The following is a 20,599-nucleotide window of genomic DNA, read 5'->3' as shown; positions in this document are numbered from 1 at the left end:
GCAGGACGGCGAGCGGCTAGCGAAGAGGCAGGGAGTCCGATGCCGGTCATTGATGCGTGGATGCAGCACCCCACACTCCGTCACTCCAACCACGAGATGTTCGAGTCGTTGCGCCAGTGGACGGGGCGGGGGCTGTTGCAGGAGCCGTTGCCGGTCAAGGCCACGGTGGCCGCGATGGCAGCGGCCGATGTCGAGATCGGGCTGTCGGCAGCCTGGTACGGGCCCGGGGGTCCGCTGATCAGCAACGATGAGGTCGCCGAGTTTGCCGCCCAGTCCGACGGGCGGCTGCGCGGGGTGGCCGGCGCGGATCTCACCCGGCCAGTCCAGGCGGTTCGGGAACTGCGCCGCGCGGTGCAGGAACTCGGTTTTGTGGCCCTGCGGATCGTGCCCTGGCTGTGGCAGCTCCCGCCCACCGACCGACTGTATTACCCGCTGTACGCCGCGTGCGTCGACCTCGGCATTCCCTTCTGCACTCAGGTCGGCCACACCGGCCCGCTGCGCCCGTCCGAAACCGGCCGACCCATCCCCTACATCGACCAGGTCGCGCTCGACTTCCCCGAGCTGACCATCGTGTGCGGGCACATCGGGTACCCGTGGACCATGGAGATGATCGCGGTGGCCGACAAGCACGCGAACGTGTACATCGACACCAGCGCCTACACCACCCGCCGCTACCCACGCGAGCTGGTCGACTACCTGCGCGGCCGGGGCCGCCGGAAGGTGCTGTTCGGCACCAATTACCCCATGATCACCCATAGTCAGGCGCTGGAGCACCTCGGCGAACTGGACTTGGACGAGGAGACCACCGAGCTGTTTCTGTCCGGCAACGCCCGACGAGTCTTCAGCCTTTGAACACACCTGGTCAGCTGACCTTTTCCCCGCCTCATAGCCCCGGAAGTCCCGGCCGACTGTTCCCCCGAGAGATCACGAACGCTGGGCCGTCCCCATTGAGGGGGCCCGGGCGGGGCCTCACAGGGGAGGTGCCGACTGATCCGTCGGTGCAGTCGTGCGGGACGGGGACCGTCTCGATGCGGGCGCCTCCCAACAGCGTGACCAAGCGGTCGACCGCGACCGCTCGTGTGTCGTCGAACGCGGCCGCCTCCGGCAAGTACTCGTCCAGCAGCCAGAACCTGCGGCTGCTGTCGTGGTCGAAGGTGAAGACAACGATCCACTGCCGGGCAATGCGGCGCAGTTCCTCAATGCCGACCCCCAGGTCGCTTGTTGCCCGACGTTCGTTGTGACGATGTCGGCGACGCTACTCATGCAGCTCTCGCTGCAGTGAAGGGCCTAACCTCCGGCGAGATCGTCTCCCATCTCTCCCGGACGTACGGCATGACGACTACGAAGGAGACCGTCATGGCCGCCCGTCACGGCGACCGGCTTGAGGAGTGGATCGCCGGCATCGAGCACGACACCCCGGCTCCGCTTGCGGCCTTCGCCCGCAACCTCGCCCACAACTTCGACGCCGTCCCTGCCACATAGTTCAGGCGCGGTTGAAGGGATCCTGCGGCACCTGCTTCAGCTCACCTCAAGAGGCTTACTTGCAGCAGCCCGCCACCCCGAATAGAATTATGAACGTACTTCTATAGGTGGCGCCGTCATCTGGGCGACCGATGGGGGGCTTGGCAGGTGCGACACCGGGCCTGAACCACAAGAACCCGATGTCCGTCCGATCGACCCCACCCAGACGGCATCCGCCCGCCTTCAGCGAGCCATCTTCCATCACCTTGAGGAATCATCCATGAGCAACGCCCTGTGGAACCCGACCGTCGTTGGGGAGATCCCCCTGTCTCACCGGCTGGCCATGGCTCCGCTGACCCGCAGCCGAGCCACCCCGGAAGGCGTGCCGACCGAGCTGAACGCCGAGTACTACGCCCAACGCGCCTCGCACGCGCTCATCATCACCGAGGGCACCCAGCCCTCCGCCGACGGCCAGGGCTACCCGACAACCCCGGGCATCTACACCGCGGAGCACATCGCGGGCTGGCGCAAGGTCACCGACGCCGTACACAAGGTCGACGGACGTGTCGTCATCCAGCTGATGCACGTCGGGCGCATCTCCCACCCCGACAACACCCCCCACCACCGGCAGCCGGTAGCCCCCTCCGCGATCAAGCCTTCGGGCGTCATGTTCACCGCCAACGGGCCCCAGGAGATGCCCGTGCCACGTGAGCTGTCCGCCGAGGAGATCGCCGCGACGGTCAACGACTTCCGGCACGCCGCCGCGGCCGCCATCTCGGCCGGCGCCGACGGCGTCGAGATCCACGGAGCCAACGGCTACCTGGTCAACCAGTTCCTCTTCCCCAGCGCGAACCAGCGCACCGACCAGTACGGGGGCTCCCTCGACAACCGCGTCCGTTTCGCGGTGGAGGTCGCGACAGCCGTGGCCGACGAGATCGGCGCCGGCCGCACCGGCATCCGAATCTCTCCCGGCAACCCCTTCCAAGTCAACGGCCTCGCGGAGAGCGACCCCCACGAGCTCTACCCCCACCTCCTGCACGCCCTCGCCCCCCTCAACCTCGCCTACCTGCACATAGCCCACGGCGGCGACGAGGAGCTCCTGCACACCCTCCGCAAGCTGTGGCCGACCACTCTGCTCCTCAACCGGGCAGGCGCAGATATAGCCACCCGCGCCAAGGACATCGAGGACGGCCTCGCCGACGTCATCACCGTCGGCTCGATGGCCCTCGCCAACCCCGACCTCGTCGAGCGCGTACGCGCGGACGCCCCCCTCAACACCCCCGATCCCGCCACCTTCTACGGCGGCGGCGCGGTCGGCTACACCGACTACCCCACCTACGCCGCCTGAGCACAGCGCCTGGCACCTGGCGCTTGGCACCTGGCACGGCTGCGGCACGTGGCGGCTCCGCAACTCCTGGGGTCGCGGAGCCGCCATCCTCATCGAGTGCACTAGTCCCGACCCAACTCGTCGCCCAGCTGACCGACCTGATCGTGGACACCGACAGCTCAGCGACATCAAAAGGGGCGAGCTGCGCGTGAAGATCCCCGACAAGCCTGGCCTGAACCGCTACCTGCGCATCACCCCGCGGGCACGACAGTCAGTCGGGCCGGGGGTGCAGGTATCCGGTTGCCCAGCCCGGCCGCACCAGGCGTCCAGGGTGACCTCGGACATGCCCAGGTGCTCAGCGAGGTCGCGGAGCCACCACTCGTGTTCGTCCAGGTTGTCAGGGCGACGGCGAGGGGGGGCGCTGGATGACCGGGGCCCGCAGCAGGTCCTTGACTGCGCTCTTGGTGAACGGCTTACACCGCTTGGGCGGGCGGAAGCCGTCGGCGTCGAGGCCTTCGGCGTCGAGGGCCTCGACGATCCGCTCGGTGGCACAGCCAGCCTCGACCAGTTCGGCGCGCGGGCGCGGAGGCGGGGGTAGTAGCTGAGTTGAGTCAGGCAGGCCACGGGCCGTGCCACCTAGCATCGGTGCCTGTCACCCCGGTTCAAAAGACTTTCGTGCTTCCGCTCATGATCCCGACAGCGCCACAAGGGAAACGCGCAGGTTAGCGCAGCGTGCCTTTGGCCTCGACACCGAGCGGGATCGGGTCGACAACCCGGATGTCGCCTGGGCCGTCCAGCACCGGGCCGAGGTGCTCTCTGGTACGCGTGAACCCCTCCCCGTCCGTGTGGGCCTTGAGGTCCTCCGGAGTTGCCCACGATTCGACGAGGAACACGTCGGTGCCGTCAGTATGGACGGCGAACAGTTCACAGCCGGGTTCGGCGTGGATCAGGGGAACTTCCTGGCGGTAAATATCCAGTACCTTCTCAAGCTGACCCGCGGCGGGGTGCAGCCGGACAATCACCACAGGCATACCAAGTACCTCGGTTTCATAGAGATTGCGCCTGGTTAAGCCTCTCGGGCCCCCCACCGCGGATACCGCGCCCCCCAACGCTCGATGAGAGACCGGTCGATAAGACCGTTCAGCACGGGGGGGGTACGAACATGAGGAGGTTGTCATGGGAGCCCCTCCCCCGAGAGGTAAGTCTCATAATGCAACTCACCTTATCGACGGGTGCTCCATCAAGCAACCTTCCACCCGGGCCAATTCGCCGAAGGTCAGGCTGGGAACGCCGACGTGGTATCAGCCGTGCGACGCTTACAGCTGATGTGGCTCGGAGCCCTCTTCTCAGCGCTGCCGCCCTCGGCAGATCCTTTATCTCCAGTCCGGACTTCGCCGACCGCATACCTGCATCCGTACGTTTCAACCCCCAGGGACGACCCTCGTCCTACAGGGAAAGCCACGCGGATACACCGACCGTCCCCGCCTCGACTGAGTCACGAACCAAGATCCACATGACGGCCCATCAGCCGACTAGGCTCGAAAACAGGCCACTGACCAGTCCAAATGGAGAACCGCGACTGCGGTACTAACACATCAGCGGGACCATTGGGGCTTGTTCTTGCCCGGGTCAGGGAGCTGGCCGCCGCCCCCGGCCGGGTGGGCCGGCGAAGGCTTGGGCGATGTCGAGCCACTGGTCGGCGACTTCACCGGTCGCGAGCAGGTCGAGATCGTCGCGGTGGCGACGTTGCGTGACGCAGAGCGCGAAGTGGTATGCGGATCCACGGATCGAGTTCTTCGCGTCAGGCGATCCGTCTTCCCAGACCATTCCAGAGGGCAGTGTCACGTGCACGTAGACGTCCTCGGTGGGCAGGGGCAGTCCACGGCTCGCGAAGGTGAATCCTCGGGTCCGCACGCCCAGGTGCACGACATGACGAACAGGGTCGGTCGGTTCAGATACAGCGTCGAGTGCCTCGGCTATGTCGAGCCCGTGCGCCCATGTCTCCATGAACCGAGCGGTCGCCATCGACGTCGGACTCATCGGTGGGCCGAACCACGGCAGCTTCCGACCGGCGGGAAACTCCCGCAATGCGCTGTGGAGTCTCTTCCGCGACGCGCGCCAAGCAGCCAGCAGATCGCCGGGTGGTGCGGCGACCAGTGAGGCCGCCGCTGAGTCCACGAAGCCCGATGGGTCCATGCCCACCTGCCGTACGAGTCCGTCCCAGCCTTGCTTATCGGTCGCCGCGAGAACGGCTGCCTCATCGGTGGACGCCAGATGGGCGATCTGATGAGCAATGGTCCAAGTCTCGGCCGGTGTCGACATGCGCCAGTCATCAGCAGCCAGTGACGCGACGAGGGCATCGAGTTGGTTGCTCTCGGCCTCCAGGTCGGTGAGCACTTCGTCGAGCTTGGTCGCCCCGGCGGTCATGAAGTGGCCTCCTCTCGGTGGATCAGTCTGTCCGTTGAGTCCGCATAACCTGCGGCTCACACCATCGCGCGGTAGAGCCGGTTCTCGAAGTTCCGGGACACGGCCAGCATCGCGGGGTCGGCGAAGGGACAGAACTGGCTGTAGACCGCGCCGGCGATCTTGGATTTCCGGTCGATCCAGAAGTAGGTGTTGAACAGCCCTGCCCAGCCGCCGCTGCCAGGAGCCCGGAAGCCCGGCTCCTGGTCGGTGGTCAGCAGAAGGCCGTAGCCCCACTTCATTCCGCTCGGACCGTTCCACGAACTCGCCACTACCGGATCTGCCGTCGGGATGTGCGCCGGGAAGACGAGATCACCGATCTGATTGCTGAACATCTCATCCACTGTGTCCTTTCGGAGCACGGCCGAGCCGTCCAGGGAACCGCCGGCGAGCAGGGCCCGCTGCAGGCGCAGGAAGTCGTTCGGAGTGCTGTACAACCCGTGCCCACCCGAGTGCCAGGACTCGGGATCCTGCAGGTCGAAGTCGGTGGCGATCCATCCCGCGTCGGGGGTTCTCAGGTGTATCGGCACCAGGCCCTGCCGGGCGTCGGCATCGGGGGCGAACATGGTGCTGCTCATCTCCAGCGGCTGGAAGATCTCCTGCCGGAAGTAATCCTGCAGCGTCGCACCACTGGTCTTCTCCACGACCTCGCCGAGCCAGTCCACGCCGATCCCATAGATGAAGCGCTCGCCTGGGTCGACGACCATCGGGGCGGAAAGGTAGCTCGCTTGATCACTGGCCAGCGGATTGACGACGCCGTTGACCATCTGCCAGCGCTGGACCTCAGCACTCCAGAACCAGTACCCCAGGCCCGCAGTGTGCGTCAGGAGCTGTCGGACGGTGGCTCGTCTCGCAGGCGGTCGTACGAGAGGGCGATCGCCGTCGAAACCGTCGAGCACGCCGATGTCGGCGAACCGTGGCAGATAGGCGTCCACGTGCTCGTCGAGGTCCAGGTTCCCGCGCTCGACCTGCTGGAGGACGGCGATCGTCGTCACGATCTTCGTCATCGAGGCGATCCTGAACAGCGAACCAGGGCCCACCGGCTCGGGGCTGCCCGATGCCATCGGGCCGGCCGCGCCCTGGTAGATACAGCCGGAAGGATCCGCTGCCAGTGCGACGACATGCGGCACCGCGCCCTGGCTCACCGCATCCCTCAAAATACGGTCGATGTCTGAGTTGCTCACGACAGCCTCCTTGCCGATCACGTCAACTCGCCCGGAATGGGCGGTCATTGGGCCGACGGCTGAAGTGCTGCCGATCGGCGCGTCTTCCATCGACACCGGTGATGCGCATCAGGCCCTCCCACTTCGCCCGAGGTGGGAGGGCGCGCTCAGGCCTCGGCCGTTGCGGTCGGCATACTGGCGAAACTCTCACGCAACACCGTCTTGCGGATCTTTCCGGAACCGGTCTTGGGGAACTCCCCGACCGTTCGCCAGATGCGCGGGACCTTGTGCCGGGCGAGTCGTTCTTGGCAGTAGCGGATGAGTTCGTCCTCGTTGAGCCGATGGCCGTCGACCGCGAGGACGAACGCCGCCACCTGCTCGCCCCAGCGCTGGTCGGGCACGCCGACTACCGCGACATCGCGCACGTCCGGGTGGGTCAGCAAGACGTTTTCGATTTCGCTCGGAAAGACGTTCTCCCCGCCCCGGATGATCATTTCCTTCAGTCGGCCCTCGATGCGTAGATAGCCACGCGCGTCCATGCTGCCCAGGTCGCCGGTGTGCAACCAGCCGTCGGCATCGATGGCTTCGGATGTCTGCTCGGGGGCGTCGAGGTAGCCGGACATGACGTGATAGCCACGGGTGCAGATCTCGCCGATCTCGCCGACCGGCAGGACGGTCGTACGATCCAACGGGTCGACGATGCGCAGATCGGTGGCCGGCAACGGCCGTCCCACGGTCTGCGTGCGGTCGTTCGCGCTGTCCCGGAACGGGTCGACCATCGTGATGGTGGGAGATGCCTCGGTTTGACCGTAGACGATCGCCAGCGGCACGCCCAACTCGCGCTCGACCCGCCGTGCCAGCTCCGGCGGCACCGCGGCGCCGCCGGAGAGGGCGAAGCGCAGCGTCGAGGTATCCGTGGCGGGGAACCGTTCGTGTTCGAGCATCGCTAGCAGCATCGTCGAGACGCCGCCGACGACCACGCTTCGCTCCTCCTCCAAAAGCATCAGCTGCAGCCCCGGCTCGAAGAAGGGCATCAGGACCTGCGTGGCGAGTGAGGCGATCAACCCCAACGTCAACACCCCTGAACCTACGGTGTGAAACAGCGGCATGCTGTTGACGAACACGTCGCCCTGCCGCAAGGGAAGCCGACCGACGCCGAAGCGGGCGTTGTTGACCAGCCCGCGGTGCGTCAGCACGACGCCCTTGGGGACTCCGGTGGTGCCCGACGTGTACAGGATCTGCGCCTCGGAATCGGCCGACACGTCGGGCAGTTCGCGATGCGCGGACCCAGACGCCACGAACGGGGGCCAGTCCTCGAAGTACACGACCTCACGCAGCTTCGGCAGCCCCGGACGCACCGCCTCCAGGATCGAGGCCATCGCGTTCCTGCGGTACTCCGCTCTCAAGAACACCCCGGCCGCACCGGAGTGGTCCAGGACATGCCTCAACTCCCGGGCCTGCAACGCGGGATCGATGGGTACGAGGGTGATGCCCGCGTGAGCGGCGCCGAGCTGGACCAGGATCCATTCCGGGATGTTGTTGCTCCACACCGCCACTCGCTCGCCCGGGACGAAGCGGCCGAGCAGCGCACGGCCGACACGCACGCTCTCCTCGAGCAGCTGAGCATACGTCCACCGCCGACGCTCGGCGGTGTCGGCGACGCCTTCGACGAGTGCGACGGTGGAGGGTGCGAGAGAGGCCGCCCGGCGGAGCAGCTCGCCGATCGTGGCGTCCTGGACGGTCCCGCTGTCCCGTGCGGGCCAGCGCGACATCTCGAAGACCGCGTGTTCGGTCACCAGTCTGCTCCCTCGTCGTCGGTCGACATGCGCTCCCGTCGAGCGAGGCGCTGCTGCCCTGTGAACGGCGAAGTCATGGGCTCCTCCTGGACGGCGCTGTCCGGGCAAGAGGTTAGAGTCCGTTAATGAAACTCTGCAAGTAGATTGACCGAAGCATCTTGAGGGATGAGGATTCAATGCACGCTCACATACCCGTCGGCATCCCTCAGGAGGAGCCTCCTATGACCACCACCGCCTCAACCTCATCCCGCGCGGCACAGATCCTTTCCCGTCCCGTCGCGATCAACGGTCTGACTGTCCCGAACCGCATCGTCATGGCGCCCATGACCCGCATGTTCTCTCCGGGCGGCGTCCCGGACGAGGACGTGGTGGCGTACTACTCGCGACGTGCCGCCGCCGGCGTGGGCCTGATCGTCACCGAGGGCACATACGTGGGCCACGAGTCGGCCGGCGACAACGACCGCGTGCCGCGGTTCCACGGCGAGGAACAACTGGCGGGCTGGGCGAAGGTCGCCGAGGGCGTGCATGCGACCGGCGGCACGATCATGCCGCAGCTGTGGCACGTCGGCATGGTACGCAAGGCCGGCGATCCGCCGTACCCCGAGGCTCCGGCCTTCGGCCCGTCCGGCCTGCGCATCGACGGTACCGAGGGCACGGGCCGTGCCATGACGCAGCAGGATCTGGACGACGTCGTCGCCGCCTTCGCCGAGTCTGCCGCCGCGGCCGAGCGGATCGGCTTCGACGGGGTGGAGTTGCACGGGGCGCACGGCTATCTGATCGACCAGTTCCTGTGGGAGGGCACCAACCGCCGTACGGACGCCTACGGCGGCGCCCCGGTCGCCCGAGCGAAGTTCGCGGCGGAGATCGTGGCGGCCGTGCGCGACGCGGTCTCACCGTCCTTCCCGGTCATCTTCCGTTACTCGCAGTGGAAGCTGGGCGCGTACGAGGCCCGGATCGCCGAGAGCGTCGAGGAGTTGGAGGCGATCCTCGCCCCGCTCGCGGCCGCGGGCGTGGACGCCTTCCACGCCTCCACGCGCCGCTACTGGCTTCCCGAGTTCGAGGGCTCGGACCTCAATCTCGCGGGTTGGACGAAGAAGCTCACCGGCAAGCCGGCGATCACGGTCGGCTCGGTGGGCCTGGTCGGTGAGTCCCGCTGGTTCCAGGGCGAGGGCGCCCAGGTCGGGGGTATTGACAACCTCCTGGATCGCCTGGAGGCGGAGGAATTCGACCTGGCGGCGGTGGGCCGGGCACTGCTCACCGACCCGGAGTGGGCCAAGAAGGTCCTTGAGGGCCGCCTCGACGACCTGAACGCGTTTGACGCGGCGTCGCTGAACACCCTGCACTGAAGTACCGAGCCCAACCCGCGCCTCTCCCCGGCGCGGTGTCCGGATTTCGACCGGAGAGGCGAACCTGAGTTCTAAGGCGGATCCCAGCGAGCGTCGCAACACGTGATCACTCCAGTGTTGCGACGAGCTCAGTGAAGAGCTCGGCGGGCGTATGCCAGCCGAGGAACTGGCGGGGGCGGTCGTTGAGCTGCGGCAGGGTGCCCACGACGACGGAGTGTCCGCCTCAGGGGCGAGGAGAAACTGCTGATCGGCCGGGGTGAACATCGAGCTGTTCGCCTCCTCGACGGTGAGCTGGGTGCGCGCAGCCTGCCGGGGAATCCGGTGAGGGCCCGGGAGGCCCGGACCCTCACACTTCGCCCTTCGGATCTTGATGCCTAGAAGACGACGAGAGGGGCGTTCGGTCCAGGGTCGTTGTCGAAGCGGAAGTTGAACCGGGCCTCACCCTTGTTGCAGCTCATCGTGGTGATGATCTCGGTTCCCCACCCGAAGTCCGTGTCGTCCCCGAGGCAGGTAGTCCGGTTGGCGGGCTTGATCGCGAGCTGGCCCGTGTCGGCCCAGTAGTTGATGTCGAACAACTGCGAAGAGGCGCTGTTACAGGGGGAGTGGGCCAGCTGTGTGCTGATCGCGTCCATGCACTGTTCGGGGTTCATATCCCGGAGTGCTTGCCTAATGGTGTAGTTGCCGCCGCCGGCGGCGACGAACTTCCAATGGCCGTACCGCCCTGGGATTTGACTGGACGATATGATCGTATTCCCATCCTGGTCCAGGGCCCGGTTGCCATCGTGGGCGTTGAGCAATTGGACGCTGGCGTTTGCTGCCAGGCGGCGGAACATGACGGCCAGGTGGTCGGACCCGAAGCCCCGTCCGACGCCGCCGTAGCCGGGGATCACCTGATTGGACACCATGTAGTCCAGTTCGTGCTGACCCATGTGCGTGGCTCGGCCGGTTGTGTACTTGTGCATGCCGGGTCGGGTTTGCAGGGTGTTCGGTTCGCGGTTCCAGTCGCCCATCGCTGCCCAGGGGCGGAGAAGCGCCGCTGAGGCCATTCTCTCCAGCAACTGTCTGCCGTCGTTGCCTCCGCCTGACAGCGCGTGCACGCTGTAGAAGACCGTACCGTTCAGGTTGACGCCGAGGGCGGGCCGGGCGGTCGGGAGCCCATTGCCGCCATAGAAGGTGTCGCCGGGACGAGCGACCAGCACCGTGGTCGCGCGCTGCCTGGTCAGGATGGCGATGTTCACCCGACCTCCGTGATAGCCGGCCGGGCCGCTGAAGTCCGTTCGCACCCAGTAGATGTACCAGTCCTGGGCCTGGCCCAGTGGCCGCCATGTGTATTCCTGCGGCCGCCATCCCAGCCAGTGGGAGGTGTTGCCCAGATACCCGATGTTGCGGACGAGGTGTGCGCTCGCAGGAGGCTGGGGGCCGGCCTCCTGCAGCGCGATCACGTTGTAGCCGCCGTTGATGAGCTGTGGGATGTCGGTCGTCCACTTGCTGCCGCCGGCGCCGCCGCCGCCCTGCATGTTGTAGGTCGCTGGGCGGTAGTCCTCCACACCCGCCGCGGAGGCGCGCTGCGGAGTCGCGATGGTGACGAGCAGGCCCGCCAGCACCGCGACTGCGAGCATCGGCACGAGAACGAGCATGCGCAGTCGGCCGTCGGCGTGGCGGCGCTGTCTCCTGCGCGATGCCGGGAGAGGGATTCTCACAGGTCGTCCTTCCGGTTTGCGCCAGTGACGGCGCCAGGAGTGGGAGCGGGGTCAGCCGGCATTGGTGGCCTCGGCGTTGGACGTGTCGACGGGGTCGGGAGCGGGGAAGGCGGCAATCGTGACCTTGTTCGGGTACGCGGTGAGCAGCGGGTCGGTGACCGAGCTCGGGGCGTCGGTCTCCACCACGACCCGGTCGCTCATCCCGTCGTAGTGGACGGCGACGCTGTAGGCAGAGGTGTCGCCGTCGGCCGAGACCTGTCGAATGGCCGCGTTCTGGATGTCGGTGATCTGGGCCAGGGTGAACTGGGGGCTCTTCGCGGTGGTGGGGGTGGGCCAGCTGGCCGGGACATCCCCGTAGTCCGAGGTCCACCCCGGCGGCTTCTGAAGGTCGTCGATGTCGCCGGTGTAGTCGGAGGGGAAGATGACGACCGGGCCGATGGTGGGGTCGTCGAACGCGGCTAGGGCACAGTTGTAGTCGGCCAGGGCCTGGACCTGCTGCCACTGCGTCTTTGTCGAGGCATCGCCGAATCCTGCGGCTGGCGCGGGGGCAGGGGCCAGCACCTGGCCCGCGGTCACCCGGTCAGGGGCGCATGCGGCCGGTGGCGGGTTGTCCAGGGTGTATCCCTCGATCACGAGCTTGCCGGCGTACTGGGTGGCCAGCGGGTCGGTGACCGATGCCGGAGCGTCGGTCCGCGCCACCACCCGGTCGCTCATCCCGTCGTAGAAGACGTTCAGCTGGTAGGTGGTGTCGCCGTCGGGCTGCACCTGCGCGGTCACCGCGTCCTGGAGGGCGGTGACCTGGTCGAGTGTGAACAGCGGGCTCTTCGCGGTGGTCGCGGTGGGCCAGCTGGTGGGGTCGTTCCCGAACTCGTCCGTCCACTCGGGCGGGGTCGGCAGGTTGTTCAGGTCACCGGTGTAGTCGGAGGGGAAAATGATGACCGGGCCGATGTTGGGATCTTCGAAGACGGCGAGCGCGCCGTTGTAGGCGGCCAGTGCCTGCAGTTGCTCCCACTGCTGTTCGGTGCCGGTGGCCACAACCTGCACCTCGGAGGGGTTCAGGGCGCGGTTGTACAGGCGGAAGTCGCGGATCCTGCCCTTGAAGTACAGGTCGTTGGCGTAGAGGGAGCGGCCGATGTAGTCCGCGGTGGTGGTTCCACCGCCGATGGCGCCAGGTGTGATGGTCACATCGGTCTTGCGGGCTTTCTCCACGCCGTTCTCGTAGAGGATGCCGGTGTTGCCGGTCTGGGTGTAGGTGACGTGCTCCCACATGCCGCGCGGCAGTTGGTAGGGGGAACCCGAGGGCTGGATGTCCTGCTTGGCGGTGTAATCCGTCAACGAGACCGAGGTGCGGAAGGTGTTCCCGGTGGTGAACAGGTAGCCGTTACCGCTGGTGCCGCTGGTGTTGCCGAACCCGTAGAAGAAGTACGGCTTGCCCATAGCCGGGTCGATCCACACGTCGAACGCGACGGTGATCGAGCTGAGCCCGGCCATGATGTTGTTCGGCACCTTGACGTAGGTGTTGGAGCCGTTGAAGGCCAGCCCCTCTTCGCCCTTCCAGTCGGCGGTGCCGTTGACCGTGCCGTCCCGGTTGCTCCCCGAGGAGTCGTGCGCGACCGTGCCCGACGTTTCGTCCAGCTTGTAGCGCAGCACCAGTCCGTCAGTGATCTCGGCCTGCGCCGGGGAGGCAGCAGTCATGGCGCCGGCAGCCAGCGCGAGACTCAGGACGGCGCCGACGCCGGCGAATTTCCACCGGCGCAGCGAGGCACCGGTGCGGGTTGGCCGGGAGACGGTCTGAGCCCCTGGATCGAGCCCCGGCACGATCCTGGTCAAGGCAGCGGTGACCCCTGCCCCGACCATGTTCTTTCTTCGCATGCTCTTCCTTTCGAGGCGGCATTCACGCATCGGGTCCGACGGCTGGGGGAGCGGCATTGCCGTCCCGGAGGGCGGCACAGGGCAGCCCGACGGCGCCCGTCCGGGTCGGGAAAGGTGAGGCTCGAAGCTGTCGGGATCCAGATGCTGCGACAGGCCCGGATGTCCAGAACCCGTCGACACGGCACCACGCGATGCCCGCACGCACCGGCCCGTCGCAGGTCGGGGCCGGTCCGCACAGATGTGGCGTCCTGGTGATCAGGATGAGGGAGGGGGCCATCCCCCGGGCATGGGTACTTTTACCGGTTCCTTATATGGCTTTTACGAGGTCTTCGCCTCATTGACTGCCCACCAGGCCGCGATCTGGGCTCGGGAACCGAAGCCGAGCTTGGCCCGGATGTTCTCGAGGTGGCCGTCGACCGTGCGCTGGGAGATCACGAGCGCGGCGGCGATCTGCCGGCTGCTCATGCCCTTGGCGACCAGCGCGGCAACCTCGCGTTCGCGGGGGGTCAGTGGGTTGGGGGCGGCGACCGGGGCGGAGGGCGTTGTCACCCCCAGGGCGAAGTCGATCGCCCGGCCGGGGGTGTCGTGACCGGCACCGGACGCGAGCGCCCGCTCGTACTCCGCCCGGCCCAGGCACCGTACGATCGACTCCTCGCACTGCTCGTGGTACGCCACCGCCGACGGTCCGAAGGCGGAGATACCGGTGCCCATGTCCAGCCACAGGCCACGCGCGGCGCCCAGCAGGAAACCTGCCTGTTCGTGCTCGCCGAGAGACGCGGTGACCCAGGCGAGCAGCTCCAGCATCAGGCCCGCGCCCAAAGGCTCGTTGAAACCCCGCTCGATTTCCAGGCCGTCCCGGGTCAGCGCCACCGCCCCCCGGCAGTCGCCGCGGGTCCAGGCGTCATAGCCGAGTGCCCACAGCCCGAACGCACGACCCATTCGCTCACCATGCGCCTCCGCGATGGCGACCGTCCGTCTGCCGGCCTCCGCAGCACGTGAATCCCCCAGCTGTGTCAGGACGACGGCCAACTGGAACCGGACGAAGAGCGAGGCCGCTTCGCCCTCGGCGGATGTCAGAGCGACGACCGCCCGTTCGTAGAGTCCCACGGCCTCAGCAAGCCGCCCCCGGAACATCAACGCCATCGCGCTCAAGCTCGTGACGTGGGCGGTCGCCACGGGATCGGCGTGCCGCTCACCGAGCTCGGCGGCCTCAGCCAGCCACTGATCGGCCGTCGCGTGATCGCCCTGGAGCAGCGCCACCCAGGCGGCGACCCACAGCGCCCGGGAGCGGGCCCCAGTGGGCTGCGGCGCGGCCGCAAGCACCCGGTCGAGCTGACGCCGGCCTTCCCCGAGAAACCCCCCGAGGCACCAGTGATACCGGAGCGCGGCGGCCAGCCTCAGCGTGGCCTGGGGGTCGTTATCGAAGCGCAGCGCGACGAGCAGGTTGCGGTGGTCGGCCCGGAGCCGGGCCAGGCCGTCCACCTGCCCCGGGCCCCACCAACGGTCGGCGATGGACTCGGCAAGAGAGAGGAAGTAGTCGCGGTGACGGCGTTGCAGACCCTGTTCTTCCCCGCGGCCGACCAGTCGTTCACGCCCGTACCGGCGGATGGTCTCCAACAGCCGGTAGCGGGGCTGGCCCTCGGCTTCCGTGATCAGCACGACGGACTGGGAGACAAGCCGATCGAGAAGGTCCAACACCTCCGGCGTGGCGATGCCGTCCCCGGAGCAGACGCCTTCGGCGGTGTGCAGATCGAAACCGTCGGCGAAGACGGACAGCCGGTTCCACAGCAGGCGCTCGGCCGGGGAGCACAGCTCGTAGCTCCAGTCGATCAGCGCGCGCAGCGTGCGCTGATGAGGGGGGCCGATGCTGTTGCCGCCGGTGAGCAGCGCGAAACGGTCCTCCAGCCGGTCCAGCATCTGCTGCAGCGAGAGGGTGCGCAGCCGGGACGCGGCCAGCTCGATAGCCAGTGGCAGACCGTCCAGCTCGTCGCACAGCCGCGTGGCCGCCCCCCAGGAGGCATCGGTGATCCGGAACTCCGGCCGGACCGCGACGGCCCGGTCCTGCAGCAGTTCGACCGCTTCGTCCGGTACCAGGGGCGCCAGCGTGTACACGTATTCGCCGACGATGCCCAGGGTGCGGCGGCTCGTCGCCAGCACCCGCAGTCCTGGGCCGGCCGACAGAAGGGTGCCGGCCAGTTCGGCGCAGGCGTCGACCAGGTGCTCGCAGTTGTCCAGTACGACCAACGCACGACGCCCGGCCAGATGCCTGGCGAGCTGGTCGAGGGTGGGCAGCACGCCCAGGTCCGCGATCCCCACCGCGCTCGCGGCCGTGCTCGCCACTGCCGCCGGGTGTTGCACCGGTGCCAGGTCCACCAGCCACGTCCCGTCCGGGAACGCCTTCCTCGCCTCAGTGGCCACTTCCAGTGCCAGCCGGGTCTTGCCCACACCGCCCACCCCGGTCAGGGTCAGCAGCCGCGTCGTACCGAGGAGGCGGCGGATCTCTGCGATGTCACGCCGCCGCCCCACGAAGCTGGTGAGGGCGACCGGAAGGTTTCCGTTCCCGTATACCACACTTGTCATGCCTCCCTCACCTCCCGGTCGGCCGACGGGGCGCACGGCGCTCAAGACTCGCTCAAGACTCCCCGTCTCAGCAAAACCCGACGTGAGTTGTATAGGGACTGTGCGAACCGAGGCCGGTTCCCAGCGTAGCGTTCCGTCGGAACACTCGAATGGCTCGCCCGCCGGACCCCGGGCGGACGTAACCGCGCCGCGCCAGCAACTCCTCAACCCTGGCCCGCGTCGCCGCACCCACGTCAGGGCACCGGTGCACCACCTTCGACACGGTGCTGAGAGACACCCCGGCCTCACTGGCGATGGTGGTCAGCAGGCCGTACTGCCCCTCCCCCTGCGTCCCGCTCCGACCTGTCACCGTTCGCCTCGCCTTGCATGGTCACTCGGTGTCCGCCCGCCCGGACGACACCGACTCGCCGATCCACCTCGCTCCCCGGCGGAAACTCCGCCGCAACCTAACGGGACATAACGCGCCTGGGCAAGGCTGCCGCGGCGTTCGCGCGGTGACGCACCTCGGTCGCGGGCGCCAAGTTCGGTCATGGCGCGCTGGATATGGGGGCACACGGTCAGGACGCTCAGGACGAGCTCGTCGGCGATCTCGTCGTTGGACTTGCCCTGAGACGCCAGCGCAGTGACTTCCGGGCGCGGTGAGAAAGCGGGTGATACAGGGCCCGGGTTGCTCCCGGGGGCGACAGCAGTGCCTCACCAGCCGCGACACTGCGGATGCCGGCCAGCAGCGCGTCGGTGGTGACGTACTTGCCCAGGAAGCCGCTGGCACCCACGCGCAGTGTCTGGGCGACGTACTCCTCGGTCTCGAACATGGTCAGGACGAGAACGCGGGTGCCCGCCAGTTCGGCGGTCGTCGCAGATGGTGGCCGTGGCGGCAAGACCGTCCGTGCCCGGCATGCGGATATCCATGACGCCGAGGTCGGGGCGCTGGGTGCGGGCGAGTGCCACCGCTTCCTGGCCGTCGGCGGCCTCACCGACCACCTCTATATCCTCGCATGAGTCGATCAGGAGTCGGAACGTGCCTCGCAGCAGGCCTGGTCATCGGCGACCAGGACGCGGACGGTCAACGGGTTGCCTCTCGTCGTTCGGCCGGGCTTCCCGCCTGGACGTGGTGCTGGAGCGGTAGGGCGCTGGTGACTTCGAAGCCGCCTTCGGGGCGAGGCAGGCGTGGAGGTCACCGCCGACGGAGTGGGCGCGCTCTCGCATGCCCAGCAGACCGTAGCCGCCCGGGATCGTCGGGGTGACGGCACCGCCGCCGTTGCTGACACTGATGAGCAGCCGGGAGTCCGAGAAGGTGAGCCGGGCATGGGCCGCATGGTCGGCAGCGCGTTTCGTGGCCTTGGTCAGGGCTTTCTGGATAATCCGGTACGCCGTCAGGTCCACCCCCGGTGACAGTGGACGGGGCTCTCGTTCGGTGGTCGCCGTCACCGCAAGTCCGCCCGACTCGCGCGGGGCCACCAATTCTGGTAGCCGCTGCAGTCCCGGAGCCGACTCCAGGACTTGATTCGTCCTCGGCGTCCCCGGCCTGCCGCAGCACCCCTAGCGTCGCCCGCAATTCCAGCAATGCCGACGACGTCGTCCCCGCCAGATCGGCCAGAAGCTTCTGCGCCTGCTCCGGATGCGAGCACGCCGGATGCGCGGCCGTCCCCATATGCGCGTTGGCCACCGCCATGCGGTGGCCACCACGTCATGCAGCTCATGGGCGAACTGCATCCGCTCCTCCGCCACGCGCAACCGACTGATTCACCGACTGTCCGAGCCGACGTGAATGAGCCCCGGCCCGGCGTCGACGAACGAGTCCCCGAACGGAACGTCGTGACCGTCGTCGCAGCGGATCACCGCATGCACCGCGGCATCGCATTCCTTGTGGCGGACGACCACCGGGGGCCCCTGTTCACCCGCGGCCCAGATGTCGCCCCACTGCCGCAGCGCCACGAGTACGGGCTGGAAGTCACGGCCCTTCTCGGTCAGTTGATAAGCGTACCGAGTCCGCTGGCCGCGCTCCTGGTAAGGGACGCGCTCCAGGAGCCCGGCGGCGGTCAGCTCCTTCAGGCGTGCCGAGGTGGCGGGTTCACCGATGCCCACACGCCTCGCGAAGTCGTCGAACCGGCGAGTACCGAAGAACGCCTCGCGCATGATCAGCAGCGATGCCCTGGTGCCAACGATCTCCAGAGTGCGGGCGATGGAGCAGTTGGCCATGGACCAGGCATCCCGCCCTGTCAGCAGATCACTCATCTCTCAACCTCTCACCTGACTTGCTTCAACCATAGCTAGGCTATAGCGTCATGACTGACTTCTGTACACATAAGTCAGCTTGAGTATGTGCATTCAACGGAGGAATCACGGACATGAGCGCAGCAACCGCCCTGGCCACCGTGGCCAACCGCGGGCCCGGAAGGCTGCGCGCTCAGAAACCGGTCGGACGCGGCGCCACGGCGTACACGGCGACCCGTCGACCGCACCAAATCGATCCGCCCGACGTGAAAGCGATCGGGAGCTACGTCTCCGATCCAGCATTCACAGCCGAGGCTGCCGGACCGTCCCGTGACGTCACCGCGCTGATCAACAATGCAGGCAGCACCACGGGAGCCGACTTACCGCGGCGGCAACCGGGACTCCGTCCGACTGGCGATGGAGACCCACTACCTGAACACCTTCGTCATGATCCGGGCTTTCGCCCCGGCGATGGAGGGGGCGGCAGTGCCATCCTCGCCAAACTGTCCATGCTGTCGTGGATCAGCCTCCCGACAGTTGGCGCGCATACGCCGCCAAGGCCGCGCGGTGGAGCCCGACCGACACGGTGCGTCAGCAGCTTGCACCACAGGGCATCACCGTGCCCGGACTCCGCATCGGCTCCACGGGCACCGTGGCCCGGCATGTCACCACGCCCCACAACGATCCGGCAGGCGTCGCCCGCCGCCGTGCACCAGATCCCCACCAGCGCTCACGAGGCCGTCGTCAACGACCTCACCAGCCGGGCACAGGCCGACCCTTCCGGTCGCGCCGCCGCCCTCTATCCGCAAATTCGCCAAGACGAGGACACCATGGCTTCCAACCCTTCCCCCGCCGCGGCCCGGCGCCTGGGCCGGCTCAAGCCGGCCGAGGAGCGACCCGGGAACCGGCTCTCCCCACACCAGCCCTCCCGGCTCGCCGCAGCCGTCACGCTCGTCGCGATGTGCCTGGGCGCCATGACGACCTTTCTACTGGTCACCGCATCGGTGTCGGCGCTGTCGGCCATCCAGGACGACCTGCGCGTCTCCCCGACCGGCCTGGTCTGGATCCCCTCCGCGTACAACCTGCTGGTGGCCAGCCTGGTGATGTCCGCGGGCACCATCGGCAACCTCTACGGCCGCAAGCGTGCCTTCCTCGCCGGCACCGCGATCATGATCATTGGTTCGCTCACCGTCTTCTCTGCGGGTTCAGTGGAAGGCGTCATCGCCGGCCAGCTGATCTCCGGCGTCGGCGGCGCTCTCATACTCCCCAACAGCCTGGCCATCCTGGGAGCCAGCTTCCCCGACCCTCACCGTCGCACCGAGGTCATCACCGCCTGGGCAGCCTCCTCCGGCATCGGACTCGCCGCCGGCCCCCTGATCGCGGGCGCACTGCAGGAGCACTTCCACTGGAACACGGTCTTCCTGTCGACCGCCGTCCTCGCCGTGGTCACCATGGCCATGGCCGTATTCGTCGTCGAATCACGCAGCCCCGGCGGCAAGCTCGACATCCCCGGCCAGGTCCTGGCCGTCCTGGGCATCGCCGCCCTCGTCTACGCCCTCATCGAAGGCGGACACGACGGCTACACCAGCACCCGCATCCTCACCGCCTGGTTCATCGCGGCCGCGGCTCTGACCGGATTCGTCCTCGTCGAGCGCGCCGGCAGCACACCCATGCTGGACATGACCCTGTTCCGGTCGGCGTCGTTCAGCTCTGTCATGTTCGCCGCCGCCGTCTCCCTGTTCGGCTTCACCGGCATGGGCATCGTGTCGGTGCTCTTCTACCAGCGTGTCCAGCACCTGTCCGCCCTGGAAGTGGGATGGCGTCTGCTGCCCCTCTTCGGCGTCTACGTCATCGTCGCCGCCCTCACCGGACGCGTGATCCGCCGCACCGGCTTCAAACTCCCGCTGACCCTGGGCTTCCTCATCGGAGGAGCCGCTGCGCTCGGATTGACCACCCTGGAGCCGACCACACCCTATTCCCAGATGTGGTGGCTGTACGTACTCTTCGGAGCCGCATGCGGCATGGTGGCCGCGCCGAGCACCGCCGCCGCCCTGGTCAGCGTCTCCCACGAGCGCGCCGGCATGGCTTCGCAGGCCGTCAACGCCTTCCGCCAGATCGGATCCGTCACGGGCACCTCCCTCCTCGGCGCACTCCTCGCCAGCCGGCTTCAGTCCCAACTGCCGGACCAGCTCGACGCCCACCACGTGCCCCAGGCTGCATGGCCCGCCATCGAGCACGCCGTCTCCACCGGTGCCAAAACCCAAGCGGCCCCGCCGAACGTGACCGCCGCAGTCGGCGACGCCTTCACCTCCGGCGTCCACGCCGGCATGGCCGTCATCGCCGCCCTATTCCTGTTCGCAGCCCTCGCCGCAGCCTTCCTGGTACACAACCGACCGCACCACACCGCCGTCAACGCGAACTGACGAACAGCTTCAGCAGCGACAGCGAGGCCCACGGTTCCCTGAGCAGCGATGCCAGGATGCCGGGGCCTTGCGGTCAATGAGCGACGCCACGCAGATGCAGCCCCGGGAACGCGCCGTCGCCGACCGGAGGAAACCGCCGGACGCGGGTTCCGAGTCGACCCTCGATGCACATCGCCATAAAAAATGATTTCTACCTGCATAGTTGTATAAATAGACCCTCATGGTTAGGCTCGTTTGCCGAGCCGACAGCAACG

At 67.6% G+C, this 20,599-nt stretch carries 17 protein-coding genes and 2 pseudogenes; 6 read left to right on the top strand and 13 right to left on the bottom strand.

Going from position 1 to position 20,599, the window contains the following annotated elements; all coding sequences use genetic code 11:
• Window positions 1-39 precede the first annotated feature (39 nt).
• The 4 genes from ACIBAF_RS08655 to ACIBAF_RS08640 all read left to right on the top strand — a co-directional run bounded on the left by ACIBAF_RS08655 (window position 40) and on the right by ACIBAF_RS08640 (window position 2,809).
• Entirely contained in the window at window positions 40-852 is an 813-nt protein-coding gene (locus tag ACIBAF_RS08655; protein ID WP_399462416.1) for an amidohydrolase family protein, read from the top strand.
• Between the two features lie 154 nt (window positions 853-1,006).
• Window positions 1,007-1,282 (top strand): hypothetical protein, encoded by a 276-nt coding sequence (locus ACIBAF_RS08650; RefSeq protein ID WP_399462414.1) that lies wholly within the window; start codon window positions 1,007-1,009, stop codon window positions 1,280-1,282.
• A 74-nt stretch (window positions 1,283-1,356) separates the two neighbouring features.
• On the top strand, window positions 1,357-1,482 hold the full coding sequence (locus tag ACIBAF_RS08645) for a hypothetical protein (protein ID WP_399462413.1): 126 nt from the start codon (window positions 1,357-1,359) through the stop codon (window positions 1,480-1,482).
• A gap of 259 nt (window positions 1,483-1,741) precedes the next feature.
• Window positions 1,742-2,809 (top strand): alkene reductase, encoded by a 1,068-nt coding sequence (locus tag ACIBAF_RS08640; protein ID WP_399462412.1) that lies wholly within the window; start codon window positions 1,742-1,744, stop codon window positions 2,807-2,809.
• A gap of 376 nt (window positions 2,810-3,185) precedes the next feature.
• Here ACIBAF_RS08640 and ACIBAF_RS08635 read toward each other — a convergent pair whose 3' ends face one another.
• The 5 genes from ACIBAF_RS08635 to ACIBAF_RS08615 form a co-directional block, all read right to left on the bottom strand.
• Window positions 3,186-3,431 (bottom strand): hypothetical protein, encoded by a 246-nt coding sequence (locus ACIBAF_RS08635; protein WP_399462411.1) that lies wholly within the window; start codon window positions 3,429-3,431, stop codon window positions 3,186-3,188.
• 79 nt (window positions 3,432-3,510) lie between these two features.
• On the bottom strand, window positions 3,511-3,819 hold the full coding sequence (locus ACIBAF_RS08630) for a putative quinol monooxygenase (RefSeq protein ID WP_399462410.1): 309 nt from the start codon (window positions 3,817-3,819) through the stop codon (window positions 3,511-3,513).
• A 598-nt stretch (window positions 3,820-4,417) separates the two neighbouring features.
• On the bottom strand, window positions 4,418-5,215 hold the full coding sequence (locus ACIBAF_RS08625; RefSeq protein ID WP_399462409.1) for a TIGR03084 family metal-binding protein: 798 nt from the start codon (window positions 5,213-5,215) through the stop codon (window positions 4,418-4,420).
• A gap of 56 nt (window positions 5,216-5,271) precedes the next feature.
• A complete protein-coding gene (locus ACIBAF_RS08620; protein WP_399462408.1) occupies window positions 5,272-6,525 on the bottom strand; it encodes a serine hydrolase domain-containing protein in 1,254 nt (417 codons plus the stop codon).
• A gap of 56 nt (window positions 6,526-6,581) precedes the next feature.
• Window positions 6,582-8,186 (bottom strand): AMP-binding protein, encoded by a 1,605-nt coding sequence (locus tag ACIBAF_RS08615; RefSeq protein ID WP_399462645.1) that lies wholly within the window; start codon window positions 8,184-8,186, stop codon window positions 6,582-6,584.
• A 245-nt stretch (window positions 8,187-8,431) separates the two neighbouring features.
• Here ACIBAF_RS08615 and ACIBAF_RS08610 point away from each other — a divergent pair, with 245 nt between their 5' ends.
• Entirely contained in the window at window positions 8,432-9,556 is a 1,125-nt protein-coding gene (locus ACIBAF_RS08610) for an NADH:flavin oxidoreductase (RefSeq protein ID WP_399462407.1), read from the top strand.
• A gap of 374 nt (window positions 9,557-9,930) precedes the next feature.
• Here ACIBAF_RS08610 and ACIBAF_RS08605 read toward each other — a convergent pair whose 3' ends face one another.
• The 8 genes and pseudogenes from ACIBAF_RS08605 to ACIBAF_RS08570 all read right to left on the bottom strand — a co-directional run bounded on the left by ACIBAF_RS08605 (window position 9,931) and on the right by ACIBAF_RS08570 (window position 17,943).
• A complete protein-coding gene (locus ACIBAF_RS08605) occupies window positions 9,931-11,175 on the bottom strand; it encodes an endonuclease/exonuclease/phosphatase family protein (RefSeq protein ID WP_399462644.1) in 1,245 nt (414 codons plus the stop codon).
• A 132-nt stretch (window positions 11,176-11,307) separates the two neighbouring features.
• Window positions 11,308-13,128, bottom strand: a complete 1,821-nt coding sequence (locus tag ACIBAF_RS08600; protein ID WP_399462406.1) for a LamG domain-containing protein — start codon at window positions 13,126-13,128, stop codon at window positions 11,308-11,310.
• A gap of 318 nt (window positions 13,129-13,446) precedes the next feature.
• Window positions 13,447-15,708, bottom strand: coding sequence for an ATP-binding protein (locus ACIBAF_RS08595; protein ID WP_399462405.1), 2,262 nt, complete (start codon window positions 15,706-15,708; stop codon window positions 13,447-13,449).
• A gap of 67 nt (window positions 15,709-15,775) precedes the next feature.
• Window positions 15,776-16,057, bottom strand: coding sequence for a LacI family DNA-binding transcriptional regulator (locus ACIBAF_RS08590; protein ID WP_399462404.1), 282 nt, complete (start codon window positions 16,055-16,057; stop codon window positions 15,776-15,778).
• Window positions 16,054-16,775, bottom strand: a pseudogene (locus tag ACIBAF_RS08585) (response regulator). The gene ACIBAF_RS08590 and the pseudogene ACIBAF_RS08585 overlap by 4 nt, the downstream one beginning before the upstream one ends.
• Window positions 16,747-17,091, bottom strand: coding sequence for a hypothetical protein (locus tag ACIBAF_RS08580; protein WP_399462663.1), 345 nt, complete (start codon window positions 17,089-17,091; stop codon window positions 16,747-16,749). Before ACIBAF_RS08580 ends, ACIBAF_RS08585 begins: the two are co-directional and overlap by 29 nt.
• Before the next feature lie 199 nt (window positions 17,092-17,290).
• Window positions 17,291-17,359: pseudogene (locus ACIBAF_RS08575) on the bottom strand (hypothetical protein); the annotation flags it as partial.
• A gap of 92 nt (window positions 17,360-17,451) precedes the next feature.
• Complete coding sequence (locus ACIBAF_RS08570; protein ID WP_399462403.1) at window positions 17,452-17,943, bottom strand: winged helix-turn-helix transcriptional regulator; 492 nt, start codon at window positions 17,941-17,943, stop codon at window positions 17,452-17,454.
• 641 nt (window positions 17,944-18,584) lie between these two features.
• On the opposite strand from ACIBAF_RS08570, the gene ACIBAF_RS08565 reads away from it, so the two are divergent.
• Complete coding sequence (locus ACIBAF_RS08565; protein ID WP_399462402.1) at window positions 18,585-20,345, top strand: MFS transporter; 1,761 nt, start codon at window positions 18,585-18,587, stop codon at window positions 20,343-20,345.
• The last annotated feature ends 254 nt before the right edge of the window (window positions 20,346-20,599 follow it).

Origin of the sequence: Streptomyces sp. NPDC051677, from assembly GCF_044453465.1 — a bacterium.
Classification (GTDB): domain Bacteria; phylum Actinomycetota; class Actinomycetes; order Streptomycetales; family Streptomycetaceae; genus Streptomyces.
Note: the sequence above shows the minus strand (reverse complement) of the source record. Positions and strands in the feature narration are given on the sequence as shown.